Below are 25,601 nucleotides of genomic sequence, written 5' to 3' on the forward strand. Positions count from 1 at the left end.
AAAGAAGTGATGAGTGGGACACGAACTATTTATAGGGTAGGGCACGAGCCACAGGCTCGCGCCAGCGAAGAGAGAAAGTCGTCATTGCTGGTGCGAGTCTGCCTGCGGTAGGCAGGCTTTCAGCTCGTGTTCTACCAAGCTTTTCCAAAAATGCCTTAAAAGCGAATCTTCCGTATTGCCCAAGTCAAGGTATCTACAATTAACCAAGCATTACGCAACGTGGGAAGACCCACGATCACCTTCAGCGTTTCTTGCGCCATCATCAACCCTAAAATACCAGGTGTTGTCCCCATAACTCCATTCAGATCGCAACTTGGAACGTCATCAGGGTGAGGTGGCTCTGGAAAGATAGCGCGTAAATCTTTACTGCCCTGGTAATTGAACACCGCCATTTGGAGTTCGAAGTTTAATATACTACCATAAACCAAAGGTTTTTGTTGCGATAAGCAGGCATCATTAATGAGATACCGTGTTTCGAAATTATCACAACCATCTACTACTATATCGTATTCCGATATATAATCGTTTACGGTTACTGCCGTAGCACGTTCCGGAATCGGGATGTAGTGCACCGCACTATTTAAGGAACGTAGTCGTAAAGATGCGCTTTCTACTTTATAGCTGCCTATACTTTGCTCACTGTGGACCACCTGCCGGTGCAGATTGTGTATTTCTACACAATCAAAATCCATGCATGCAATCGTTCCTACCCCCGCTGCCGTGAGGTAAAGTAAAATAGGAGATCCCAATCCACCAGCACCGATAACTAAAACCTTGGCCGAACAGATCTTCTTTTGCCCTTCAAGACCAATAGCTGGTAAGGAGATTTGTTTTTTATAACGTAATATTTCTTCTCTAGTCATGTTGATGTATACTGCATTAACCAATATATTCTGCTTGCCAATCTTTCCATACCGGCTGGTAACCCATTGCCTTAATTTTGTGAACGACCTCGCTTACCGGACGTTCATCGGATATTTCAAATTGCTCTAGTGATTCTGGCTCGACGACGTAACCTCCAGGGTTCGTTTTTGAACCCGCACTCATACTGGTGATTCCCAATGGAATTACATGATCTCGGAAATAGGCATGCTCCCGGGTGGATAGCGATATCTCCAGGTCGGGATTCCAAAGACGATACGCACATATTAATTGAAGTAAGTCTCGATCCTGCATGATGAAGTTTGGTGTTATTACTCCTTCAGCTGGTCTAAGACGCGGAAAAGAGACCGAATATTTGGTCTTCCAATAGCGCTGTTGTAAGTACGAGATATGTAGTGCGGTAAAAAAGCTGTCTACACGCCAATCTTCGAGACCTAATAATACGCCGAGTCCAATTTTGTGTATTCCTGCTTGTCCGATGCGATCGGGTGTATCCAAGCGATATTTGAAATTCGATTTCTTTCCTTTTGGATGATATGCGCGATATACCTCTTGATGATAAGTTTCTTGGTATACAAGTACAGTGTTAACCTTTGATTCATGTAAACGCTTGTAATCTGCTGTTTCTAAAGGTTGAAATTCAATTGATATATGAGCACATAGATCTTCTATTTGTTTTATGGCATCTATAAAATAGTCCGTATGTACCGTGTTATTTGCCTCGCCTGAGACCAGCAAAATATGCTGGTAGCCCATTGCCTTAAGTGCTTGCGCCTCTAAGCGAATTTCTCCCTGGCTCAAGGTACGACGACGAATTTTATTATCCATACTGAAACCACAATACGTACATATGTTGTGGCATTCATTACTCAAGTAAAGCGGTGCATATAATTGGATATTCTTGCCGAATCGTTGTTGCGTTATACGTTGGGACTGCACCGCCATTTCCTCGAGATAAGGCTGAGCCGCAGGGGAAATAAGGACTAAGAAATCATGAACTGTTTTCTTTTTACGTAGCAGGCTGGTACGTACATCTATATCTGTTGTCCGGTAGATCTTCTCTTTAATATCCTCCCAACTATACTGTTCAAATAGATCAACAAATGTGTTAGTCATTGCCGGGGTATGCTGTCGTTAAAAAATCGGTGAGCGGACTACTTTTTGACGCATGCATCGCAACCGGAGCAAGTTGCGCCTCGTATGCGAGACGTCCAGCTTTAACAGCCATCGCGAAAGCCGATGCCATAGCGACAGGATCGCTTGCTGCGGCTATAGCGGTATTGACCAGTACTGCATCGGCACCTATCTCCATCGCTTTGGCGGCATCTGACGGTGCGCCGATGCCGGCATCAACGATAACAGGCACTTGACTTTGTTCAATAATAATCTCTAAAAACTCAAGTGTTCTCAATCCCTGGTTGCTTCCTATTGGTGAGCCTAACGGCATTACAGCTGCGGTGCCGGCATCTTCTAAACGTTTGCATAAAACCGGATCGGCGTGAATATAGGGGAGGACGACAAACCCTAGCTTTGCCAGCGACTCACAAGCGGCAAGTGTTTCAATGGGGTCAGGCATTAAATATTTTGGATCAGGGTGTATTTCAAGCTTGATCCAGTTGGTTTCCATAGCATCTTGTGCCAGCTGCGCAGCAAGGACAGCTTCTTTTGCAGTGCGGGCTCCCGATGTATTGGGAAGTAAGTTTATATGTGTGTGCCGTAAATGTTGAAGCAGGTCATCAGTTTCGGTTTCTAGGTCGATGCGTTTGAGAGCAACGGTAACCAATTCACTTTGTGAAGCTAGGATAGCAGATTCCATCTGTTGTGGGGAACCGAACTTACCTGTTCCGACAAATAGTCGACTCGCAAATGATTTATGATGTATATGTAAGTTGTTCATGGAGTAGCGATTGTAGATGTTGAATAAAGTTTTTGTTGGATAGGTTGTTATGCACAAGACCCGATACTGCAATGCCGTGCAAACCTATGTTTCGCAAGGTTATAATATCTGCTGCATCGACACTGCCTATGGCGTAGATAGGGGGAATGGGGCTCGTTTGCAATTGATCAAAAATGGCTCTGTATCCTTCAAAGCCTAATAGTGGACTGAGGTTCTCCTTCGTATTTGTAAAGCGTAAAGGTCCTAAGCCAATGTAATCACAGCCCTCATGGATACGTTGATGGATATCTTCCAGTGTATTCGCGGTTCCGCCGATTATTTTTTTAGGGCCTAGTGCGGCACGTGCAACTTGTATACTGGTGTCTTGGAGTCCGAGATGAACACCATCTGCATCAATACTTTTACAAATCGTGATGTTGTCATTGATAATCAACTTGAAGTCGTAGGTGCTTTGGAGTTTTTTAACGCGTTCTGCCAGTTGCAAGAAATCGACCTCTCCCAGAGTTTTACAACGAAGTTGAACCCAATCAATGCCGAGATCCACCACGGCCTTTATCTGTTCAAATTGTGCCGCTTGGGTATTCCCAGCGGAGATGTATTGTAGTTTACTGTACATAATGGTTTCCTAGTAATGTGTGATTCGATGCTAAAAAATCTGCCGTATATCCTTTTGCCCTTCCGCAAGCTTCGCCGACATCGTACCCCTGCGCTATGTATGCAGCTATTGCTGCTGATAGTACACAGCCGGAACCATGTTTTGGATAGGTTAGAAGTGTTGTATGTGGTGGATATTTCCAGACCTTCGACCTGTAAAAGAGTTGATCTAATCCAGGGGCGGTAGGATGGTGCCCGCCTTTAAGCAATAATGCACATGATTTGGCGATGCGTTTACAACCCGATTCGATATCTTCACCACGAGCTAGAAAAGCCGTAATTTCATGATAGTTGGGGGTAATAAGATCTAGATCTACTAGAACCTTTTCAGAAAGACTATCCTTTTGGAAGAAGTTTGCTCCGGTAGTAGCACGCAATATGGGGTCCCATATTATAAATGTATTTGGAAGATGCGTACGTACATTCTGGATTATGGCCTCCAATTGGAACATATCTTTTACTACACCTATTTTTACGGCTTCGATCGGATATTGCCTGCACATGGTGTCAATTGCGGTAGCAATTTGCTGCATAGGCATCCAGTCGAGTTTGTGAAACTGATGTTCAGTCTGTAGCGTATTGCAGGTCAGTATTCCTAAACCATAAACGCCGATCTGTTCACAGGTTTTAATATCCGCGAGTATTCCAGCACCCGCGGAAGGGTCAAAACCCGCAATATTTAGTACGAATGGATAATCTTGTAACATGTTTGGGCTTCTTTAATAGTATCACTCGCGTACCATAAGGCGCCGCAGAGTGCAAAGTCATCAAATGTCGAGTTTTTAAGTGCTGTCAATCGCTCTGCATTAATCCCACCGAGGCCAATCAACTTTGTCGTATGATTGCTCCTTTTATCTTCCCAGATAATCGGTCGACCCATTCCGTACCCAGGTTTTGAAAAACTAGGGTACAATGGGCTGATAAAGGCCGCATCAAAAGACGATGAAAGTGCAAGGTATTCTTCCCAACTATGGGTTGATGTGCTCCACCTTACCGTCGATATAGTTCCACTATGTCGTTTGTTCGTAAACATCGAAATCCCATTATCTCGCATGGCCGCGGGGAAGTGAAGATGACGGACTCCCAGGTCAATGCTTATTTCGTGGTGTTGATGCATGACAAGTCGAAGTCGTTCATCCGGCGTAAACTGCATGATGTATGTCGCCATTTCTTTCTCAGAATGGAATGGTTTTCGAATATGAACGAGCAACTCGGGGAGCTCTAAGAGTATCCGCAACATCTGGATTTCATCATTCGTATTTTCGGGTAAGGTGAGAATACGCATGATTAACTATATATTTCTTTTCCTTGATTGATGAACTCCATTGATTTCTCATCCATACCAGCCTGTACTGTATCGCGGATTTCCTGCGTTATTTTCATAGAACAGAATTTAGGACCGCACATAGAACAAAAATGAGCCACCTTAGCCGCATCGGCTGGTAAGGTTTCGTCATGGAAGGAGCGTGCTGTATCGGGATCTAGAGATAAGTTAAACTGATCCTCCCACCGAAACTCAAAACGCGCCTTGCTCAATGCGTTATCGCGATATTGTGCCCCAGGGTGCCCTTTAGCGAGATCTGCGGCGTGTGCGGCGAGTTTGTAAGTAATAACGCCATCTTTTACATCTTTTTTGTTCGGAAGGCCGAGATGTTCCTTTGGTGTAACGTAGCAGAGCATAGCGCAGCCATACCAACCGATCATGGCTGCTCCTATAGCAGAAGTAATATGATCATACCCTGGTGCAATATCGGTTGTTAAGGGACCTAAAGTATAGAAAGGAGCTTCTGCACAAGTTTCCAGTTGTTTCTCCATGTTTTCTTTGATCAACTGCATAGGTACGTGTCCCGGGCCCTCAATCATAACCTGTACATCATGCTTCCAAGCTATTTTGGTAAGTTCGCCCAAGGTTTCTAACTCAGCAAATTGTGCTGCGTCATTGGCATCGGCGATAGCCCCCGGACGCAGGCCGTCACCTAAAGAGAAGGCAACATCATACTGCTTCATAATCGCACATATATCTTCAAAATGTGTATAGAGAAAGTTCTCTTTATGGTGGAATAGACACCATTTAGCCATGATAGAACCACCGCGGGAAACGATTCCGGTCACACGTTTAGCGGTCAAATGGATGTAACGCAATAATACGCCAGCATGGATTGTAAAATAGGAAACCCCTTGCTCGGCTTGTTCAATTAACGTATCACGGAATATTTCCCAAGTAAGATCTTCAGCCACACCTTTTACTTTCTCAAGGGCTTGGTAAATTGGTACGGTTCCAATAGGTACTGGCGAATTTCGGATTATCCATTCACGTGTTTCATGGATGTGTTTTCCTGTGGATAGATCCATAATGGTGTCTGCACCCCAACGGCATGCCCAAACAGCTTTTTCGACTTCTTCCTCAATACTAGAGGTGACGGCGCTGTTGCCAATGTTTGCATTTATTTTTACCAAGAAATTTCGACCAATAATCATGGGTTCACTTTCTGGGTGGTTGATATTGTTTGGTATAATTGCGCGTCCTGCAGCAATCTCATCGCGCACAAACTCTGGGGTTATTTTATCTGTGACGGGACGTGCTCCAAAGCGTTCGCCAGGATGTTGTTGCTCCATACCTGGGGTTGCTTTATTTAGTTGTTCAATACGTTGGTTCTCGCGAATAGCAACGTATTCCATTTCAGCAGTAATAATACCACGCTTTGCGTAATGTAGCTGCGTAATATTTTGTCCGGGCTTGGCTCTTTTAGGCTGATGCTGGTAGTCGAAACGTAGGTCAGCTAAAGCGGTATCATGCAGACGTTGCAACCCGTATTCCGACGTAATGGAGGGGAGTACTTCGACATCTTTTCGATCGTGGATCCATTGCTCGCGGATACGATCGATTCCTTTGCGTACATCGACCGTTTTATCTGCATCGGTAAAGGGGCCTGAAGTATCGTAGATTGTAATAGACGGGTTTTCCTCGATCTGACCGTTGGTTAGTTTTGTTGGGCTTAGCGTTATCTCACGCATAGCGACCGAAATTGGATAAAGTGTTCCGGGGATGTATACTTTGCGTGAATTTGGGAAAGGCTGTGTAGAAATGGTTTGTTCGTTCATGGTTGTTAGGGTTTAACCGCCTTGCGTGGCTGTGATGATTAAAATATCTGCTTGATCGGTGATGATGGTTTTGCTCCATTGGGGACGTGGTATGACTTGATCGTTCAGAGCCACGGCAATGCCCTTGACTTTTAAGTCAGGAACATATGTCTCCAATAACGCCAATAGATGAGGCGGATAGGGGAGCGTTAAGGAATGTTTTTGATTGTTGATCGTTACTTGCATAAGCTAAAGTTTACATGTTCATGAATACTTTAGGAATGCATCTAACAAGAGCTCGGTATATAGCTCTCTAAACAGAAATTGTCATCCTACTTTTCCCTACGCTAGTATGAACTAGATCAGGTTCCAAGGGTAAAATCTCAGCCTGCTTATCGCAGACACCCCTAAAGTATCTGCAGCAAGTATAAAGGATATATTTTAAAAATAAAAATTATTTGGTATTTATCCGCGTTCAGACCTCCATAAATTCATGGGGATAGTGCACCATTCCCGCTACATTTTTCAATGCATCCGTGGTGAGCTCTAATGCCATGAATACATCGTCAGGGACCTCAAAAGGCGCTTTTATACCGAAGGTTGATGCCGGTTTAAAACCGAATTTTGGGTAGTATTTTTCGTGGCCCAATACGATGATAGAATGATAACCTAATTGCTTGGCCTTTTCAATTGCATGCTGGACGAGCTGCGATCCGATTCCTTTTTTTTGGAGAAACGGTGCTACTGCCATTGGTGCCAAAGAGAGACTTTCAACCTCATTTCCGGTGGCATCCACGATTTTGTTCGTGGTCAGGAGAATATGTCCTACAATCTCATTGTTCATGAGGGCGACCAATGAAAGTTCTGGAATAAAATGTGTTGCATTTTCACGCAGTTTGTTTACCAATTGCGCTTCATTGGGTTGTCCGAACGCAGCGGTGTTTACTGTTTGTATAGTAAGTATATCATTTGGAGATTCTGGACGGATTTTTACTTCACGCATAACTTTCGTTTTGAGAACGTCATAAAGGTAATAAAAAAAACACCTTAAGCGGGGAGCTCAAGGTGTTTTACTACTAACCAATTATTAACCTAAATTATGAAATTATACCCTTATAACGGAGGTACCTTCACTTATAGTACAATAGCTGTTTCGCTTTAACTTTTTTTAACATTTTGTTGTTATTCGAATTAAATGATCACTTTTCAGGTGATTTCAAATAAATCCAAAACATTCTGGCTTATTGTATTGTTATAGTTAGTAAAATTAATTATTTGTTTATTCTCAATCCTTTTTTTCATATAGGCTGTACCAATCGATTTTGGTACAGCTTTTTTTTAACCCTTAACTTTCCGACGTCTTTCTTTTTCGCGCATAATTAATCCGAGTTCACGCCCTGTTTGACCACCTACAGAGGTGTTTTCTTGAGCTCTGCGGAATAGATAAGGCATAACCGCTTTTACAGGACCATATGGCATATATTTCGCGACATTAAAACCTGCTGCTGCAAGGTTGAATGAAAGGTTATCTGACATCCCCAGCAATTGTGCAAAGAAAATATGATCATTTTTTGGAGATAAACCACGTGATACTAACTCTTCTGCTAATAAACGAGAGCTTTCTTCGTTGTGGGTTCCGGCCATAAAGCCAATTCTATTGACGTGATCCAAGCAAAAAGTTACCGCTTCGTTATAGTCTGCATCAGCTGATTGCTTGGTCGGCTGTATAGGAGATGGATAGTTGTTTTCACCCGCACGTTGACGTTCTATTTCCATATAAGCGCCGCGAACAAGTTTAGCACCTAAGTAGAAATTTTGAGTCTGCGCATAGGCGAAATCAGCTTTTAGGGAGGCTAATTTATCGCTACGGTATAGCTGGTATGTATTGTAAACGATGGCAGCTTCTTTATTGTATTTTTCCATCATTTCCCGTGCTAAGTCATCGATTGTATCTTGAATCCAAGAATGTTCAGCATCGACTAATACTTTAATTTTGGCGTCGTAACAGGCCTTGCATATTTGATCTATGCGTTGGTGTACTTTTTCGAACTCAGCCTGTTCTGCTGCTGTTAGTGTTTCTTTGGCATCGATTTTTGCAAAAAGGTCAAATCGGCCCAAGCCTGTTGGTTTGAAAACACAAAAGGAAATTAAGCTGTTTTTTTTAGCATATGCTACGGTTCGTAATATTTCTGCACAGGTTTCATCAAAACTTGCTTCTGACTCTTCCCCTTCAACAGAATAGTCTAAGATTGTGGTTACGTTTCCAGCACCAAGCTCAGTAATTGCACGGGCACATCCCTCAATTGACTCACCGCCACAAAACTGTTTGTAAATCGTATTTCTAATGATCCCTTGGATTGGAAGACCTATTTTCAAGGCAAAATTGGTTAAAGGTGTGCCAATTTTGATTAAGGAATTACTAGCAACCATCTTGAATAACCAGTACGCCTTCTCTAAATCGTTGTCACTTTTGTTACGGAATGCAACCTCCGTATTGTTAAAATCCAGTTTCATTTGGCTATTTTCAATCATATACTGCGGTAAAAAAAAATTAATACTCAAAAGTAAGTAATTATTTTGATTAGCCTTATATTTACGAACCCTCGGAGAAGAGGTCTAAATATGCAAACATTTACATTAAAAGGAGATTTTATCCAGTTAATACAGCTGTTAAAGGTGATGAACTGGGTAGAGCATGGTGCCATGGCACAATGGGTCGTGGAAGAAGGCTTGGTTCGTTACAACGGTGAGATCGATTATCGTAAACGCTTAAAAGTACGGGTAGGAGATATCGTTTCGTTTGACGGACAAGAAGTAAAAATAATATAGCAAATAAAGATGAATAACAATATAACGAGTTTAGGTTACACGGTTTTTTTTGAGAAAGAACTGGAATCTTTACAGGAATTTATAAATAAAGGAAACTATTCCCAGATTTTAATCTTAGTCGATCGTAATACTAATGATCACTGTTTACCAGTTTTACAGGCGGCATTGCCTGAATTAGTCGATTACGATATTATTGAGGTAGACCCAGGGGAAGAAAATAAAAATATAGATTTCTGTATTGGTGTATGGAATACTATGCTCGATTTTGGTGCGGACCGTAAGGCATTGATGCTTAATCTTGGAGGGGGTGTTGTGACCGATATGGGCGGATTTGCGGCCTCGACATTTAAGCGTGGAATTGACTTTGTACAGATTCCTACGACGTTATTATCGCAGGTAGATGCTTCAGTTGGTGGAAAAACAGGGATAGATCTAGGTAACCTTAAGAACATAATAGGAACATTCACGCAGCCCAAAGCTGTTTTTATTAGTTCGGCTTTTCTTCAGACGTTGGATGCGAGGCAGATGCGTTCAGGATTTGCAGAGGTGATTAAGCATGGCTTAATTTTCGATAAAGATCTTTTTGAACAGTGTAAAACATTGGATTACGAAGAGGATGAACTAGATGCGATTGTACACCGATCGGTTGCCATTAAAAACGAAGTAATAACGCAGGATCCAACAGAAAAGGGGCTGCGTAAGATTTTGAATTTTGGGCATACTATTGGGCATGCGATTGAAGGTCATTCTTTAGTTACTGATAGTAACCCATTATTACATGGTGAAGCTATTGCTATCGGGATGATTTGTGAGGCTTACATTTCGCATAAAGTAAACGGCTTGTCGATTGAAGCTTTAGGAGAGATTGTTTCTCTATTTACAAGCCGATATGAACGTTATGAATTCGATGCTTCTATTTATGCTACATTGATTGATTTAATGCGAAATGATAAGAAGAACGAACAACAAAAGCTCGGATTTGCTCTTTTGAGTGCTATAGGTACTTGTGATTACGATCGTTTTGTAGAGGAGGATCTTATTAAAGAAAGTCTAGATTTTTACTTGGCAAGTGCTGTATTGTAGTTGGTAGATAGTAGATAGTAGATAGTAGATAGTAGTGGGGAGACAATCGTTGATAGAGAATACTGGGGAGTTAGTAGAGCCACAAGATTTTGTGGCTGATTGCTAGTAAAGTTGCAAACCCAGAATGGCTCAGCGCAACTAAATTTTGTTGCTGATTGTTAGTCAGAGAGAGCAATTGGTGCTCTCTACGCCGTTTCGTACGAGACTACGAGGAGGAATTTACATATAATGCTAGTCGTTTGTGGCAAATCATCGGCCGCTGTCGCGCGGCTTTCTCTGCTGGCGCGAGCTTATAGCTCGTGTCCCAAGTTGTATAAGCTCGAGTTGAAAACTCGAGCTAGCAAAAGGAAATTTTATAAATATTAACCTAAACCTAAACCTAAACCTAAACCTAAACCAAATACCAATGATCAGAAATATATGTATGGCTCTTCTCTTGCTTTGCGGGTTTCACAACAGTAGCGCACAACAGAAAGTGCTTATTTTTAGCAAAACAGCTGGTTTCAGGCATCAAAGTATACCCAAAGGGGCAGCCACGTTGCGGGATTTGTTGAACATTGAATCTATTCAGAGTGTGCATAGTGAAGACGCCAATTATATCAGTACGGACAGCTTAAAGCAGTTTGGCGCAGTGATTTTTTTGAGTACAACAGGTTCTATTTTAAATACAGCGCAAAAGGAAGCTTTACAAGGATTTATACGTTCAGGAAAAGGCTTTGTGGGAATTCATGCGGCATCGGATACGGAATATGAATGGCCTTGGTACGGTCAACTCGTTGGCGGCTATTTTAAAAGTCATCCGGCCGTTCAAGAGGCTAAACTTGAGGTGGTTAATGCGAAGCATTTATCAACGAAAAGTTTACCTAAAACATGGATCCATCGGGACGAATGGTATGATTACAAAGATGTACAACCAGGTTTACATATTTTGATGACTATAGATGAACAAAGTTATAAAGGGGGGCAAATGGGAAAATTTCATCCAGTAGCCTGGTTTCATGAATTTGAGGGCGGAAGATCTTTTTATACAGGTTTGGGACATACCGAAGAGTCTTATGACGTACCTAATTTTCAGAAACACCTAGTCGGGGGGATCCGTTATGCGTTAGGACTTAAGAAAGACGGTTCGCGTAGATAACAATCAACGTTTCATCCATCTGAGTTGTGAAAAAAAGATAAAGTGAACCACCATCTTTAATTTTTAATTTCTTGCGTATATCTTCCACCTTAAGGGGGAAATTTTTGGCGATAACGTTACCTTTTAGTGCTGTTTTAGTCTTTTTGAATACTGAAAACAGCTCCACTTGATTAACTGCAAATGTCTTTCCTAAAAAATTTTCAACAATCGTGTCACTCGTATATAGATGACTATGCGGGTGTAATTTTGAAAGGTTAAACTGTTTTGCAATTATTTTGAAAGCGCCTGCTTTATTAATGGCAACATCCGGCTCGTAAAGATACTTTTCAGGTTGATGAAAATTTGTAACTGTCTCTCTTTCTTCTTCTAGCGTAAAGGAGAAAGTGCGGGACGATTCATTTTTATCGAGAAGGGTTGCATGGATAACAGGAGTGCCTATATATTCTTTATCCTGAATGAATATAAGTTCTTTACAGTCGTTATCTATACTTATGATATATACATCCCGTACATTTTTAAGAGACTTGAGAGCTAAAGAGATATCGAGCAAAGGGGCAAGCTTACTGATGATTATTGGTGCCTTCTCAAAAAATAAATCCTGTAAGATCACCATGTTTGGTTCACAATCCTCCAGACGAAAAACTTTCTGTTGTTTAACGCGCCGAGAGGGATCGATGTAAATGTAATCAATAGATTGTACCTGATCTCTCAGGTATGCGACACCATCCCCCTGATGAAAGTCGATGTTCTGTGTTCCTAAAGTATGAAAATTGTGCCGTACAATAGTCGATAGCTCCTCGTTTAATTCACAGTGCGTTACGTGCTTACACCTTTGGGCAAAATAGTAACTATCTATGCCAAAGCCGCCCGTCAAATCGATTAGGGTTTTGCCCTCTTCTAGGAGGCTCGCCTTAAAATGAGCCGTCTCCGAAGATGAACTTTGCTCCAGATTTAATTTATCTGGATAGTAGAGCGAGGCTTTATCTACCCATGACGGCACCTTGCGATAAGCACGTTGCAATCCGTCCACTTGGCGGGCAATTTCAGCAGACGAAACCGAAGCAAAAGGACTTTTCGCTAAAGCAAGCTTTGCGGGGTCCGATTTTCGTTCCGACTGGATATAGGCCTGAACCTCTGCAGATAGGATTGCTAGGTTCATTTATAGGTTTTTAACCAATAATTGACACGTATAGCTGTCTTTCAGTTCGCGGATAATCTTTTTATTTACGAGCACACGATCAATCGTCTCTTGATTGAAGTAACGAATAGTAATCAGTTCCAACCCACGTTCTGCATTTACTTTATAACGTAGCTCCAGCTCTTGAAGCAATGTTTCTACATTTTTACCCGTATCGTCGATGCTCACCGAAAAACTAATCGCACTATTATGCATCATATTAATTTTTATCCGATGCTTGTGGAATAGATTAAAGATATGGCTAAGATTGTCTTCCAATATAAAGGAGAAATCACGCGGTTGGATATTAATAAATACTTGATTAACCTTGAAAATAAATGAAGGGATAGGCAGACCTTGATTCAGTTTACGAATGCAAGTACCGACGGCCGTAGGATTAATAAACGAACGCACATTTAATGCGATGTTTTTATTTTGGAGTGGCTTAATGGTTTTCGGGTGAATAACCGTTGCTCCATAATATGTCAATTCGATTGCGTCCGTATACGACAGCTCTGGGATTAATTCAGTACGGTCGAACCATTTTGGATCTGCATTTAATACCCCTGGTACGTCTTTCCATATCGTTATGTCGGTTGCATTTAAGCAGGAAGCAAAAATTGCGGCAGAGTAATCTGATCCTTCACGTCCTAGTGTTGTCGTGAAGTTTTCAGATGTAGATCCAATAAAACCTTGACTGATGACAACATAATCCTTTAGGATAGGAGGTAGGTCACGACTGATCTTTTCTTCGGTTTTTTCCCAATCAACTTTTGCTTCTCTATAGGTGTTGTCGGTGAAGATATAATCACGTGCATCTACCCATTTAACAGGCAGTCCAATATGTGCTGCGTATGCCGCAAGAATTTTCGAAGAAACAATCTCACCTGTGGAGACAATCTGATCAAACAGGTAATCGTATGAGTCTTGGGGCTCTTCCTCCAAGATCCATTCGATCTCGACGAAGCAATTGGCTACTTCATTAAAAACGGGATGGGTCACGTCGTCAAACAGTTGCGTCAACATATCATGGTGACTTGCTTTTACCTGCTCTAACAGATCAAATGCACGCCCCGTTTTCTCCACGAAGTTACGTGTTACTTCTTCCAGTTTATCGGTACTTTTTCCTGTTGCGGATACAACAACTAAAAGCTGATCTTTTTTATGGTTTGCAATGATAGAGGCGACATTCTTTACATTCTCTGCATCTTTTACCGATGCCCCGCCAAATTTGAATACTTGCATTTATGTACGAATTATTTTTTAGGAAGAAGGCTGTCAATCAGTTGATTTCCGACTTCGGTCATTAGGCCTTTAAGTTCTTTGTATGGGACAATTATCGTTGTAGATCCCTCAGAGTATGCTTTTATTTCATAGATATTATAGTGAAATAATAATCCTTCTCTGGTCAACCCGTAGTTGTCTGCCAAGGTGAATTGATTGTTGTCGAAAAAATATCCTGAACCAAAAGAATCTGTCTCTTTCAGGTTTTCTTTCTTTCTAAAGTGTTTTTCGGCAATCTCTTTCAATCGTGTCGTATCTTGCACCAAATCGGTAAGGGCAAGACGTTTTTTATTCGCGATATCGTAATTGAACCACAGCTCTACTTCCATGCCATGTGCACCTCCGGTATAGTCGGTCAAGGCATTGGCTACGGTTAGGAAGCGTCCTGTGTTTAAAACGACACGTGCTTGTTGATCCTTAAACCACGCATGGAACTCCTTGTTTCCACTGTGTAATTCATCTTCAGCATACTCGTTAAAGCTGGATAAAAAGCTTTCCGATACCTGTTCTACAGAGTCTTCGCCATCGACAAATAAAGCGCCTTTTACAAGCTCATTTACTTCTTCGCTAAAGACAGGATAAGTTGCGGAGAAAGAAGTCGTATCCAACGTAGATTCGGTGCCAGCGAAGTAGGGACTAAAGTCCACAAACTTCTTGATCGTGTATGACAAGGAGTCCTTTGGAAAAATAGCTTCCGGAGAGGTGGCACCTTCGGCGACCTTATTAACCTTTCCTTCTGGCCCACACGCCCACAACCCCGTTGTTGCGAGCAATAAACATAGATATAATTTGTTGCGATACATTAATCAGCAAACGTTAAAGATACATTCATCCATTCTTTATCAAACTCCGTTTCGTATTTTTTATAGAAGTTAATAGCAGGATCATTCCAAGTAGAGACCTGCCAAGTCATTCCACTATAATTCATTTCTTTGGCGTAGGCGATTGTAGCATCCAGTAAAAGTTTGCCGACTCCGTTTCCACGTTCCGATTTGGTTACGATAAGATCTTCCAGATACAAACTGCGTCCTTTCCAGGTAGAGTAGCGTATGTAGTGTAAGGCCATACCAACTATTTTATTGTTGCGTTCCGCCACAAAAGCGCCCCATACGGGGTAAGTGCCGAATCCGCTTGCCACAAATTCTTCCATCGTCACGGAAACACCTTCCGGTTCCCTTTGGTAGGTGGCTAATTCTTGTATCAATTCCATCATGGCCGGACAGTCGGCCTCTTTAGCTTTTCGTATTGTTATCATCTTTCAGTTTATAGTGTTTGACAACGCGCTTTCCAAACACCGTACTCCCTAGCCGAACCATATTGCTTCCCTTCTCAATCGCCAAGTGGTAGTCTGATGACATACCCATAGAAAGAATGCTAAAAAAATCTTCCTTTCGGAAGTAACTTGCTTTTACACCATCAAAGAGCATTTTCAACTCATAGAATTCTTCTTTGATCACCTTTTGGTTCTCGGTGTTTGTCGCAATTCCCATTAATCCACAAATGCGGATATTTTGTAGTTCTACTAATTCTTCACTACGCAAAAGCTCTATAAGTTCCGCATGATCGAAACCGAATTTTGCCTCCTCATCGGCAATATGAACTTGCAGTAAACAATCAATTATACGGTCGTGTTGCTTTGCACGTTTATTAATCTCCTGTAATACCTTTAAAGAATCTACTGAGTGAATCATCGTAACAAATTCGGCGATATATTTCACCTTATTGGTCTGTAAGTGGCCGATTAAGTGCCACGCGATATCTTTAGGTAGATGTTCTTGTTTTTCAACGAGTTCTTGCACCTGGTTTTCTCCAAAAATGCGTTGGCCCGCTTGATAGGCTTCCATAATCTCCTCGTTAGATTTAGTTTTGGAAACAGCAATAAGGGTTACACCGATCGGTTTGAGCTCCGCTTGTAGAGACTCTATGTTTGTAGCAATACTCATTTTAGTATAAAATCAAAGTTCAAAAACTTAAAAAGCGGTTATTCAGATGCCTTTTTGTAAATTTGTACAAACTTACGAAATGCAACGCTTATTACTCATTATATTCGCATCGTTTTTTTTGGGAATTTCCTGTAAAAAATCCGTTCCAGAGGGGATTATGTCACGTAGTGAGATGACCGATATGATGGTGGAAATACACTTAATAGATGGTTATCTCAATGGACTAAATGTGGATAGTGCGCGTAAAGTTATTGATGGTCTTTATGGTCAAGTTTTTGAGAAGCATGGCATAGATTCCAGCCTTTTCAAAAAAAATATAGCGTACTATCTAGGTGACCCCGATGTTGCAAAGACGCTGTATGACGAAGTTAACAAAAATTTAACAAAATACGAAGCCGGGTACAGAACAGAGGACTCGATCCGCAATGTATTTGTGATGGATAGTATGCGTACAGTGCAACGTTTTACTAAGCTGAAGGATGAGGGCGAAAAGATGATCTTGAAGGGTAAGGAGTTTGGCGAAGTGTATACCTATAAAAGCGCTGCTACTCGTTTTATGGAAGAGGCAGGATTGACGTTAAATGTATATGGGGAGCAGATACCGTTGCAGGTAGCTCCACCAGTGCGTCCTAAACCACTCGAAGCATTACCCGTCGGTACGTCTGGACAAGAGGTTCGTGTTGTTGCCCCGGTGAATGCGGATTCTACTCTTAAGGCTGCTGAGCTCGAGTCGAACGGACCAGCACAATAATTGATTTTATTTTTATGATTTTCCCTCAAAACGCAATAGATAAATTAGGTTTTACTGAAATAAAAAATCTTATTACCGCAAAATGCCTGAGTGAACCAGGTAAGGAGATGGTCGCGAAGATTCAACCGCAAGTAAAACTTGATCAAATAGATAGGTTCTTGCGTCAAACACAAGAGTTTAAGGATTTACTCTTGAACGACGCCCCACTTCCAGTGGACCATTTGTATCCTATAAAACCATTGGCCGATAAAGCGCGGGTCGAAGGAGCTTTCTTAGGTGAGGACGAATTCTATCGTATTCTTTTATCCTTACGCACGGTGTTTGCAATCATTCGCTATTTTAACGACCGTGAGGGGCAGTATTCACACTTAACGTTATTATTTGAACACCTTCCAATAGAAACAAAGATCGTTCGCCAGATTGAACAAGTGATCGATGACCGTGGGCGGATGAAAGATAATGCATCTCGTGATCTATTGAATTTGACGCAACAGATTCTCAAGAGTGAACAGGAAGCACGCAAGCGTATTGATCAAGTATTTAAGCAAGCTCAGCATAATGGATGGACGGCGGATGGTAACTTAACTATCCGTGATGGTCGTTTGGTGATCCCGATTCTTGCTGAGAATAAGCGCAAGGTGAAAGGCTTGATTCATGATGAGTCCGCTACAGGGCAAACGGCTTATATTGAGCCTGAGGAAGTATTTCACCTCAATAATAAGGTGCGGGATTTGGAGTTTGAACGTCGCCGTGAGGTTATTCGGATATTGACCGAATTAACGACAGAACTGCGTCCGCATATCCCGTTGTTAATGTCGTATCACGGCCTATTGAGCAAGCTGGATTTTGTACGTGCGAAAGCCCTGTTTGCGATCGATATTGAGGCGGAGATGCCGGAATTGTCTAAGGAGGCGGAAGTAAGTCTGGTCAACGCTAGGCATCCACTGTTGTTGCTAGGCGCCAAAAAGGAGCAAGGAGAGACGGTTGTTCCCCTAAATATAAAAATTGATGCCGTAGATCGGGTTATTCTGGTTTCGGGACCCAACGCTGGTGGTAAATCGGTCTGTATGAAGACAGTGGGTTTATTACAAATGATGGTACAGGCAGGCGTGTTAATTCCTGCTGAATCAACTTCGAAAGTAGGTGTCTTTAAGCAGATCTTTGCCGATATCGGGGATGATCAATCCATCGAGAGTGACTTGAGTACATATAGTGCACACCTCTCTAAGATGAAGCATTTTACCACTTTTGCGGATGGGCGAACATTGGTTTTGATTGATGAATTTGGGACAGGAACGGACCCTTTATTTGGTGGACCAATTGCAGAGGCAGTTCTCGAGGCATTGCACAAGAAAAATATTCGAGGTGTTATTACCACGCATTATTCCAATTTGAAGGTCTTTGCAAGTAATACACCGGGTTTGGAAAACGCATCTATGCTTTTCGATAATGTTGCGATGCGCCCTTTATATATTTTGCAGGTTGGAAAGCCGGGTAGTTCCTATGCATTTGAAATTGCGCAAAAAATAGGACTTAGTAGGGAAATACTAAATTCAGCGAAACAGAAGATTGGTAAGCAGCAAAAGAAGGTTGATACATTGTTGGTCGATTTAGAGCGTGATAAACGTGTGGTGCACGATACAAAGGTGGCAGTAACAAAACGAGAACGGGAATTGCAAAGTTTGCAAGCCGAAGTCTCGGAGTTACAAACCCACTTGGAAGAAAACCAACGTCAGATTTTACGTGAGGCAAAGGAAAAGGCAAAACAGATTTTGAAAGATGCCAATAAATTGGTGGAGAATACGATTTCGGAGATCAAATCTGTACAAGCGGATAGAGACAAAACGAAAGCTATTCGCCGTAATTTACACGAGGCTATCGATAATCATACCGATAAACTCGTGGTGACGCAAAGTCCGAAGCTGGTAAATACGGTCGATGAAACGATTGAGGTAGGAGATTGGGTCCGCGTTTTGGACGCAGGGACTGAAGGACAGGTGATGGAGGTGTCGAGAGGAAATAACCTTATTATTGCATTGGGAGATCTTCGGACTGTAGTAAAGAAAAATAAGGTAGAGAAATTACATGGCAAAGAGAAGTCGAAAGTTGTTCGCCGAAATCGGGGAACCTCCACCCAGTCGGCTGCCGATTTTCAGCCTGAAGTAGATGTGCGGGGAATGCGTACAGAAGATGCTTTACGACAAATAGAGCTGGTTCTTGACCGAGCCGTTATGATTGGTTATCCAAGTTTAAAAATTGTGCATGGTAAAGGCGATGGTATTCTTCGTAAATTCGTTCGTGAGTACCTACGTAAATATAGTCACGTATCACATTTTGAGGATGAGCACGCAGATCGGGGCGGTGATGGTATAACACATGCATATATTAACTAGTTAACTTTTATTATATTTATGATCTCGTTTGACTTCGATTTCGAAAGCCAGATTTTACCGATCTTAATTTCTATTGTTTGTGGTGCTGTCGTTGGTTTTGAGCGGGAGTTTAAGAATAAATCAGCTGGATTTCGAACCTTGATATTGATTTGTTTTGGTTCGACTATTTTTACTTTGCTTTCACGAATGGGACACCTTTCGGATGATCGGATAGCAGCAAATATTGTGACCGGTATTGGTTTCCTGGGGGCAGGCGTAATCTATCACGGTAAGTTTTCGGTACAGGGATTGACCACTGCGGCTGTCATCTGGACAATGGCTGCTATTGGGATGATGATTGGCTTTGGTCATTATGGTTTAGCATTAGTTCTGACAGGTAGCATGGTCGTCATCCTATCGTTGTTCCAAAAAATGGAACTCCTTTTAGCGAATGTGTACTTTATACGGAATATCCGTGTTACCTTTCAGGATATCCAAATGTCTAATTTACGCGAGTTTGAAGTGTTTATGCAGGAACATCAGATTAAGCTGAACCGAAAAGGAATGGAAAAGGAGGGAGAGCATTTGACGGTTTTATATGAGGTAACGGGAACGCGAAAAAATATAAGGCGTGCGAACGAGAAGATTGTAAGCTTAGATTATGTATATGCCTTTACGAGTATCTAAAATAAAAAAGCCGCATTAAACAATGCGGCTTTTTTTATTAGTATTTGTTGTTATTTTTTGCGGTACATCTCTTCACGTTGCGCTTTCACAGCATCTGAATTGATATACTCATCGTAAGTCATCAACTTATCAATAATACCATTTGGTGTTAGTTCGATCACACGGTTAGCAACCGTTTCAGTTAACTCGTGGTCACGTGATGTAAATAACATCGATCCACGGAAATCTTTCATGCCATTGTTCAATGCTGTGATCGATTCTAGATCTAAGTGGTTGGTTGGTTCGTCAAAGATTAAGAAGTTGGCACCTTGTAGCATCATTTTGGAGAACATACAACGCATTTTCTCTCCTCCTGATAAAACAGATACTTTCTTCATTACCTCTTCGCCGGAGAACAACATCTTACCTAAGAATCCGCGAATAAATTGCTCGTCCGCCTCAGGTTTATTGGTGTAATTACGCAACCAATCAACCAAGTTGTCATTTACACCCTCGAAGTATTCTGCGTTTTCGATTGGCATATCTGTCGGGGTAATCGTTACACCCCATTTGAATTCACCGCCGAAATCTTGATCTCTACCACTTAATATTTCGTAAAATGCTGTGGTTATAAGGGAGTTTTCAGCAAGGACGGTAATTTTATCCCCTTTATTGATCATAAAGGTAATATCCTTGAAGTATGTTTCTCCGTTGATCACCTTGCTGAGTCCTTCTACATGTAGAATTTGATCTCCAGGTTCCCGGTCCATCTGGTTGAACATGATGGCTGGGTATTTACGACTAGAGGGCTTGATCTCGTCAATGTTGATTTTATCAAGGGCTTTCTTACGAGAAGTAGCTTGTTTGGATTTGGAAGCGTTGGCCGAGAAACGACGGATAAACTCCTGCAACTCTTTAACCTTATCTTCCATCTTCTTGTTCTGATCTGAACGTTGTTTTAACGCTAATTGAGACGACTCGTACCAGAATGAGTAGTTACCCGTATAAATCGTCATTTTGCTGAAGTCGATATCGACGATGTGCGTACACACATGGTCTAAGAAGTGACGGTCGTGGGAAACAACCAATACAATAGCTTCGTAGCTTGCCAGGAAATCCTCTAACCAAGCGATTGTGTTAATATCCAAATCGTTGGTTGGCTCATCGAGAATAAGGACATCAGGTTTTCCGAAAAGTGCTTGTGCCAATAACACACGAACTTTTTCATTACCGTCTAATTCTTTCAGGAGCTTATAATGTTGTTCCTCACGGATACCCAAGTTGCTTAAAAGGGTAGCTGCGTTGCTCTCCGCATTCCAGCCATCCATTTCTGCAAATAAACTTTCTAATTCGCCAGCGCGCTCACCATCAGCATCCGAGAAATCTTCCTTCATGTAGATGGCGTCTTTCTCTTTCATTACTTTGTATAGCTCCTGGTTACCAATCATTACGGTCTCCAAAACAGAGAATTCGTCAAATTCGTAGTGATTTTGCTTAAGAACCGACATCCGCTCGCCAGGAGTGAACGCTACCGATCCTGTCGATGGGTCTACTTCGCCAGAAATAATCTTTAAAAAAGTAGATTTCCCAGCTCCATTGGCACCGATAATACCATAACAGTTGCCAGACGTGAATTTAAGATTTACATCTTCGAATAGCACACGTTTACCAAAACGAAGCGATAGGTTGGATACATTAATCATTAAAACTTATATATTTTATGTAAAAAACAATGCAAAACTCTGATTTTAAACATGTTGCGATGCTATTATTGTTAGCTTATTGAAATTAGAATGCTAAAAAATACAGCATTATTTGCTACTTTTGTTGCTGAAAACTTTACAAATATTTCACAGCAATATTTACAATCAATATGGCTTCAATTTCAGCGACAATTTTAAAGCATCATAAAAAGCAAAACGGACTATGGAATGTTAAAATTAGAATTTCACAAAAAGGAAAGTCCGTTTACGTTGATACCTCAATTGTTGCAAAGAGAGAAGATCTGGATACAAAGTTACGATTAAAAAAGGTATTTATTGACAAGTATCTAAGTGTGGAGCTGAATCGTTTACGTGAGTCTTTGAATTTACTGGGTATTCGAGCTGACAGCATGAGTGCAGAACAGATAAGAAAGATATTAACGCAGAATGGCGAAGTAATGGAAGTTTTCTCATTTTTTGAAGATTACTGTGCCAAATACAAGGGGAGCTTGAGTACAATTATTAGACGGCGATCATCGATAGCTAGGTTACAAGAATTTGTGGGAAATTCAGAATTATCTCCACTTGATATTAAAACGAAGTTTTTAACTGACTTTCAGGATTTTCTTAAAAAACCATTGAGGAAGGATACGGTAGGTAGAGGAGGGAGGTCTAACAGAACTATCGTTAATATTATTGGGGATGTACAAAAGATATTCAATCTTATGCGTGATCGGTATAATGATGAAGACAGTGGAGAAATTAGAATTCCCAATGATCCTTTCAGAAAATTTATTAGAGTCGTACCCAAGAAGTCAATAAATAAGAATTTATCTATCGATCAGTTAAAGTCAATACGAGATTTGGAGCTTACAGTGGAGACCGATGTAATATCAAGAGATCTATTTATGCTATCATTCTACCTTTGCGGCATCAATTCGGTGGATTTGATGCACAATTTAACGAGTTCGAATATAGATAGATTAAACTACAATAGGAGTAAGACCTCAGGTAGGCGTTCAGATGAAGCTTTTATATCTATTAAGATTCCCAATGAAGCTAGAGACTTAATTGTAAGATATGCCGGATATTTACAAAGGCGATATAAGTCTGTGAAGTCCTTGAATAACAGGTTGAGTGATTCTTTTAACGAAATGGGAAAGTTGCTGCAAATTGAAAATTTAACCTTTTATTCTGCTAGGCATTCATTTGCTACTTTGGCACGAAACGAATGTCGATTTAGCAAAGATGATGTAGCTGCTGCATTAAATCACTCTTCAAGTACAATAACGGATATCTATATCGCAAAGGACTGGTCAATTATTGATGACGTCCAGGAGGGGGTGCTAAGTTTGCTTAGGTAAGCCTTAGCTAAAAAAGGAAGTGCTATTTTGCATTTCCTTTTACATGGCGTTGTCCGGTAAGGATGTAATTAATATCCATGTTGTGTGTTTTTGCCATGTATATTAAGATTTCAACGCTAGGGTACCTGTGACCGTTTTCAATTCGGGAAATCTGGACAAATGTGGTAGGCACTCCTTCTTCAAGATCTGTTTGAAGAATACCATTCGATTTTCTAAATTCACGAAACCGTAATCCTATTTGCTTTTTCTCAATTTCTTCAATTTCTTGGCTCATATCTTATTTTTTTTTCAAAGTTAGATCAACTAAATACCGGTGACAATAGTAAAAAAATAGGATTTTACTTAAATCTTTTTCCAACTTGTGGCTTAAACGGGTTTAAGTCTTTTTCAATAGTCAGTTCGGTCATAGTGTTTTTTCTTTTTATAAATAGTGTTGTTTGTTAATTGAAACATATTGTTACCTAGCCATAAGTAAGGTGATATTTTAAAAATTTGCTTAGTGTCAGATTCAAAGTATATATTCCTAATTACAGATAGGTGTAAGATTTTATAAATGTGTTCAGTTACTTCTTCGACTAGGTCACGATTTTCATCCTGATAGTTAATATTTAGCAAATAATCGTCGATTGTAGATAAGGAAGTTGACTGATTATAATTCATAGAATTGAGTTCTATAACCTTAAGCCTTATCTTAGTAGGCTTATACTTAAAGTGTATTCCTCCATCAATTATCCCCTCATATTGCCCAAGCTCTGCTTCCAAATACTTTTTCACAATAGTCATTACCTTTATTTCCAACGGAGAAGTTTTCCAGACTTTGCCCATGTCTATTGCAACTCCCGTTTAACGACATTAAAAATCTGAACCAAATCATCAATTTGGATATCAAAGTCCGGGTATCGGTCCTTGTCTGGGTTTAACGATCGTAAAGTTAAAGTTCCTGTCTCTAAGCATTGCTTAGTAATTTGTTTGGCGACAATGCCTTCTGTTTTATGCACCAAAATCCAATTAGGCCACTGGTGATTGTGGAGCTTGCTGGACCATAACTCTCTTTTAACTTCCCTACCAGTTGCAATTGTGCCGTGAGGCATCGCTTCCTTAATATCTCCATTATCCATGCTGTCTCCCGAAATTTCGAAAGCCATATACTTACCCCTTACAAATCTATCTACAGTAATATAATGTTTAGGCAACTCTTCTATATATTCCTTGTCTGCGTATCCTGTTAAATAACCTGCTTGTGCATATACAGGCACAAGATCAACCCCCATTCTGTACCTACCTGGCGATATTTCGGTAAACTTATTGTCTCCGTCCTCTTCGTAGATAGTAACATCACCCAAGTCCCGTGCATTTTGATTAATCCTTTTTACAGGAGATTTATTGTCAGATGAACCAAATATCTCTTCCTCTGTTGTGTTAAGTTTTGTAACTATATTGGTTACAACCTCTCGAGTGAGATTGTCCGTCCTAAAGTATTGGTAAACAGTATTCCTAGCAACACCTAATTTTTTTGCTGCTTCGATTACCGATACACCATTTTTAGAAAGATAGGTTTTAATTTTTTCTCCCTGATATACAGACATATACAAATTATTGTAATATTACAACTTGCACAATGTAATTGTAGTAATTACATTTGTACCATACGAACAAACAAAGTTAATAAATAAGTTAATAAACCTTATCCCAACAGAGTACCATATATGAAAAAGATAATCGCCGGTTTAATTGATGATGGGGCCGAGTTCATTAAGAACGAAGGAAAGCTCTATTGTGTACATGCGAGGAAAACCCATGAGTGGCCGAATTTCCCGGAAAAGGTAGTTTCTCTAATTGAGGAAGATATGTTGAAATATCCAGAGGCATTGAAGGCACTTTCTGAATGGGAGAATCTCTTGCCAGAGGATCACTTGTATAGATACATCGTGTGTCGTTTCGGAGGGATTGATGATGAGCCTGATATAAGTTCAGAAGGTAAGATTTCCCACAAGGAATATTTTGAGTGTGGTCTACGTGGGAAGTGCCGGTTTGAAGGGAAATTGTGCTGTTCTATTAAGGCGGATTACGGAGTGCTTACTAAGATGGAGTTAGAGGTTCTAAAACACAGTTCTCTCTCTTATAAGGAAATAGCCGACCGATTATTTATATCCGTTGAAACTGTCTCTACACACATGCAAAACCTTCGGTCAAAAACGGGATTGAAGAACTCGACACAGCTCGCTATTTATGCAATGCAGAAAGGAGTGATAAATGAAAATAATTAAGATAAAGCCATCCCCAACAGTCGTTAGTCACATATTGAAGATGAAGCCAGGGGAAGTTCTTCGGTTCGATCTATCACATAGAAAGCAAGTAGTTGAAACTGCAGGAAGAAAGATGAAGGATGTTGAACCTAACTATCGTTTCCCAACTATTACCAACAGAGAAGGTGGATTCATTGAAATAAGAAAGGAGCCTAAATGATGTCTGTATTTGATTACGAATTGCGGAATATGCTCACAAAGGCCGCAGAGCTTGGGGCAACTAAAGCCCTTACTGAGACTGGTGCAGTAAAACCATATCTGAATAAGTCTGAAGCATACCGGATGTATGGAAGGGGGGTAGTTGATGGATGGATAAAGGATGGACTACTTACCCCTCGAGGTGACACTTATAAAAGTTGGCGAATTGATCGTGTGGAGATTCAAGCTTTAGCCGCTTCAAGAACAGTCGCTGAGTACATAAATAGCCAATACTTTAAAAATAAGGGTGCCGAAATAAAGACTAAGAAGTAG

The 25,601-nt window shown here is 40.9% G+C and carries 28 protein-coding genes and 1 riboswitch; of the genes, 9 read left to right on the forward strand and 19 right to left on the reverse strand.

The window, feature by feature from the left end:
* Positions 1 to 155 precede the first annotated feature (155 nt).
* The 10 genes from B9Y69_RS10595 to B9Y69_RS10640 all read right to left on the reverse strand — a co-directional run bounded on the left by B9Y69_RS10595 (position 156) and on the right by B9Y69_RS10640 (position 9,046).
* On the reverse strand, positions 156 to 863 hold the full coding sequence (locus B9Y69_RS10595) for a HesA/MoeB/ThiF family protein (protein ID WP_085472907.1): 708 nt from the start codon (positions 861 to 863) through the stop codon (positions 156 to 158).
* 16 nt (positions 864 to 879) lie between these two features.
* Entirely contained in the window at positions 880 to 1,998 is a 1,119-nt protein-coding gene (thiH, locus tag B9Y69_RS10600; protein ID WP_085472908.1) for a 2-iminoacetate synthase ThiH, read from the reverse strand.
* Positions 1,991 to 2,779 carry a thiazole synthase gene (locus tag B9Y69_RS10605; protein WP_085472909.1) on the reverse strand — a complete coding sequence of 263 codons (789 nt, stop codon included), beginning with the start codon at positions 2,777 to 2,779 and terminating at the stop codon, positions 1,991 to 1,993. The genes thiH and B9Y69_RS10605 overlap by 8 nt, the downstream gene beginning before the upstream one ends.
* The gene (locus B9Y69_RS10610) at positions 2,754 to 3,395 is read right to left on the reverse strand and encodes a thiamine phosphate synthase (RefSeq protein ID WP_085472910.1); all 642 of its coding nucleotides are present in this window, start codon (positions 3,393 to 3,395) and stop codon (positions 2,754 to 2,756) included. The genes B9Y69_RS10605 and B9Y69_RS10610 overlap by 26 nt, the downstream gene beginning before the upstream one ends.
* On the reverse strand, positions 3,385 to 4,140 hold the full coding sequence (locus tag B9Y69_RS10615) for a hydroxymethylpyrimidine/phosphomethylpyrimidine kinase (RefSeq protein WP_085472911.1): 756 nt from the start codon (positions 4,138 to 4,140) through the stop codon (positions 3,385 to 3,387). Before B9Y69_RS10615 ends, B9Y69_RS10610 begins: the two co-directional genes overlap by 11 nt.
* Positions 4,113 to 4,718: a thiamine phosphate synthase gene (locus B9Y69_RS10620; protein ID WP_085472912.1), complete on the reverse strand. Its 606-nt coding sequence runs from the start codon at positions 4,716 to 4,718 to the stop codon at positions 4,113 to 4,115. Before B9Y69_RS10620 ends, B9Y69_RS10615 begins: the two co-directional genes overlap by 28 nt.
* Positions 4,719 to 4,720: 2 nt before the next feature.
* Positions 4,721 to 6,535 (reverse strand): phosphomethylpyrimidine synthase ThiC, encoded by a 1,815-nt coding sequence (gene thiC, locus B9Y69_RS10625; RefSeq protein ID WP_085472913.1) that lies wholly within the window; start codon positions 6,533 to 6,535, stop codon positions 4,721 to 4,723.
* 12 nt (positions 6,536 to 6,547) lie between these two features.
* Entirely contained in the window at positions 6,548 to 6,760 is a 213-nt protein-coding gene (thiS, locus tag B9Y69_RS10630; protein WP_085472914.1) for a sulfur carrier protein ThiS, read from the reverse strand.
* 76 nt (positions 6,761 to 6,836) lie between these two features.
* Positions 6,837 to 6,933: riboswitch (TPP riboswitch) on the reverse strand.
* Positions 6,934 to 6,989: 56 nt separating this feature from the next.
* Positions 6,990 to 7,517: a GNAT family N-acetyltransferase gene (locus B9Y69_RS10635; RefSeq protein WP_085472915.1), complete on the reverse strand. Its 528-nt coding sequence runs from the start codon at positions 7,515 to 7,517 to the stop codon at positions 6,990 to 6,992.
* Between the two features lie 335 nt (positions 7,518 to 7,852).
* Positions 7,853 to 9,046, reverse strand: coding sequence for a proline dehydrogenase family protein (locus B9Y69_RS10640; RefSeq protein ID WP_085472916.1), 1,194 nt, complete (start codon positions 9,044 to 9,046; stop codon positions 7,853 to 7,855).
* A 90-nt stretch (positions 9,047 to 9,136) separates the two neighbouring features.
* Between B9Y69_RS10640 and B9Y69_RS10645 the strand changes: the two genes are divergently transcribed.
* The 3 genes from B9Y69_RS10645 (at position 9,137) to B9Y69_RS10655 (ending at position 11,564) form a co-directional block, all read left to right on the forward strand.
* Entirely contained in the window at positions 9,137 to 9,343 is a 207-nt protein-coding gene (locus B9Y69_RS10645; protein WP_085472917.1) for an RNA-binding S4 domain-containing protein, read from the forward strand.
* A 9-nt stretch (positions 9,344 to 9,352) separates the two neighbouring features.
* Positions 9,353 to 10,426, forward strand: coding sequence for a 3-dehydroquinate synthase (aroB, locus tag B9Y69_RS10650; RefSeq protein WP_085472918.1), 1,074 nt, complete (start codon positions 9,353 to 9,355; stop codon positions 10,424 to 10,426).
* Positions 10,427 to 10,832: 406 nt separating this feature from the next.
* Positions 10,833 to 11,564 carry a ThuA domain-containing protein gene (locus B9Y69_RS10655; protein WP_085472919.1) on the forward strand — a complete coding sequence of 244 codons (732 nt, stop codon included), beginning with the start codon at positions 10,833 to 10,835 and terminating at the stop codon, positions 11,562 to 11,564.
* On the opposite strand, the gene B9Y69_RS10660 is transcribed toward B9Y69_RS10655, so the two are convergent.
* Genes B9Y69_RS10660 through B9Y69_RS10680 form a run of 5 tightly spaced genes read right to left on the reverse strand, consistent with a single transcriptional unit; the run spans position 11,539 to position 15,968 of the window.
* On the reverse strand, positions 11,539 to 12,723 hold the full coding sequence (locus tag B9Y69_RS10660) for a class I SAM-dependent methyltransferase (protein ID WP_085472920.1): 1,185 nt from the start codon (positions 12,721 to 12,723) through the stop codon (positions 11,539 to 11,541). The genes B9Y69_RS10655 and B9Y69_RS10660 overlap by 26 nt on opposite strands.
* A complete protein-coding gene (locus B9Y69_RS10665) occupies positions 12,724 to 13,986 on the reverse strand; it encodes an aspartate kinase (RefSeq protein WP_085472921.1) in 1,263 nt (420 codons plus the stop codon).
* Between the two features lie 11 nt (positions 13,987 to 13,997).
* A complete protein-coding gene (locus B9Y69_RS10670) occupies positions 13,998 to 14,828 on the reverse strand; it encodes a DUF3298 and DUF4163 domain-containing protein (protein ID WP_085472922.1) in 831 nt (276 codons plus the stop codon).
* The gene (locus B9Y69_RS10675; RefSeq protein ID WP_085472923.1) at positions 14,828 to 15,280 is read right to left on the reverse strand and encodes a GNAT family N-acetyltransferase; all 453 of its coding nucleotides are present in this window, start codon (positions 15,278 to 15,280) and stop codon (positions 14,828 to 14,830) included. Before B9Y69_RS10675 ends, B9Y69_RS10670 begins: the two co-directional genes overlap by 1 nt.
* Complete coding sequence (locus B9Y69_RS10680) at positions 15,258 to 15,968, reverse strand: YggS family pyridoxal phosphate-dependent enzyme (protein WP_085472924.1); 711 nt, start codon at positions 15,966 to 15,968, stop codon at positions 15,258 to 15,260. The genes B9Y69_RS10675 and B9Y69_RS10680 overlap by 23 nt, the downstream gene beginning before the upstream one ends.
* A gap of 79 nt (positions 15,969 to 16,047) precedes the next feature.
* Here B9Y69_RS10680 and B9Y69_RS10685 point away from each other — a divergent pair, with 79 nt between their 5' ends.
* From B9Y69_RS10685 to B9Y69_RS10695, 3 genes are read left to right on the forward strand one after another with little or no spacing between them, the layout of a single operon-like run.
* A complete protein-coding gene (locus tag B9Y69_RS10685) occupies positions 16,048 to 16,719 on the forward strand; it encodes a DUF4296 domain-containing protein (RefSeq protein ID WP_159451834.1) in 672 nt (223 codons plus the stop codon).
* A 14-nt stretch (positions 16,720 to 16,733) separates the two neighbouring features.
* The gene (locus tag B9Y69_RS10690; protein ID WP_085472926.1) at positions 16,734 to 19,112 is read left to right on the forward strand and encodes an endonuclease MutS2; all 2,379 of its coding nucleotides are present in this window, start codon (positions 16,734 to 16,736) and stop codon (positions 19,110 to 19,112) included.
* An 18-nt stretch (positions 19,113 to 19,130) separates the two neighbouring features.
* Entirely contained in the window at positions 19,131 to 19,778 is a 648-nt protein-coding gene (locus B9Y69_RS10695; protein WP_085472927.1) for an MgtC/SapB family protein, read from the forward strand.
* A 50-nt stretch (positions 19,779 to 19,828) separates the two neighbouring features.
* Here B9Y69_RS10695 and B9Y69_RS10700 read toward each other — a convergent pair whose 3' ends face one another.
* The gene (locus B9Y69_RS10700; protein ID WP_085472928.1) at positions 19,829 to 21,460 is read right to left on the reverse strand and encodes an ABC-F family ATP-binding cassette domain-containing protein; all 1,632 of its coding nucleotides are present in this window, start codon (positions 21,458 to 21,460) and stop codon (positions 19,829 to 19,831) included.
* 170 nt (positions 21,461 to 21,630) lie between these two features.
* On the opposite strand from B9Y69_RS10700, the gene B9Y69_RS10705 reads away from it, so the two are divergent.
* Positions 21,631 to 22,824 (forward strand): tyrosine-type recombinase/integrase, encoded by a 1,194-nt coding sequence (locus tag B9Y69_RS10705; protein ID WP_085472929.1) that lies wholly within the window; start codon positions 21,631 to 21,633, stop codon positions 22,822 to 22,824.
* Between the two features lie 22 nt (positions 22,825 to 22,846).
* Here the strand turns inward: B9Y69_RS10705 and B9Y69_RS10710 are convergent, their stop codons facing one another.
* The 3 genes from B9Y69_RS10710 to B9Y69_RS10720 form a co-directional block, all read right to left on the reverse strand.
* Positions 22,847 to 23,098 carry a helix-turn-helix domain-containing protein gene (locus B9Y69_RS10710; RefSeq protein WP_085472930.1) on the reverse strand — a complete coding sequence of 84 codons (252 nt, stop codon included), beginning with the start codon at positions 23,096 to 23,098 and terminating at the stop codon, positions 22,847 to 22,849.
* A 113-nt stretch (positions 23,099 to 23,211) separates the two neighbouring features.
* On the reverse strand, positions 23,212 to 23,607 hold the full coding sequence (locus B9Y69_RS19190; RefSeq protein WP_159451835.1) for a hypothetical protein: 396 nt from the start codon (positions 23,605 to 23,607) through the stop codon (positions 23,212 to 23,214).
* 44 nt (positions 23,608 to 23,651) lie between these two features.
* The gene (locus B9Y69_RS10720; RefSeq protein WP_085472932.1) at positions 23,652 to 24,410 is read right to left on the reverse strand and encodes a LexA family transcriptional regulator; all 759 of its coding nucleotides are present in this window, start codon (positions 24,408 to 24,410) and stop codon (positions 23,652 to 23,654) included.
* 120 nt (positions 24,411 to 24,530) lie between these two features.
* On the opposite strand from B9Y69_RS10720, the gene B9Y69_RS10725 reads away from it, so the two are divergent.
* Together B9Y69_RS10725 and B9Y69_RS19100 are read left to right on the forward strand one after the other, a co-directional pair.
* Positions 24,531 to 25,091 (forward strand): response regulator transcription factor, encoded by a 561-nt coding sequence (locus tag B9Y69_RS10725; RefSeq protein ID WP_085472933.1) that lies wholly within the window; start codon positions 24,531 to 24,533, stop codon positions 25,089 to 25,091.
* A 195-nt stretch (positions 25,092 to 25,286) separates the two neighbouring features.
* A complete protein-coding gene (locus B9Y69_RS19100; RefSeq protein WP_200811785.1) occupies positions 25,287 to 25,601 on the forward strand; it encodes a hypothetical protein in 315 nt (104 codons plus the stop codon).

The sequence above is a fragment of the Sphingobacterium psychroaquaticum genome (assembly GCF_900177625.1).
GTDB classification, from domain to species: Bacteria; Bacteroidota; Bacteroidia; order Sphingobacteriales; family Sphingobacteriaceae; genus Sphingobacterium; species Sphingobacterium psychroaquaticum.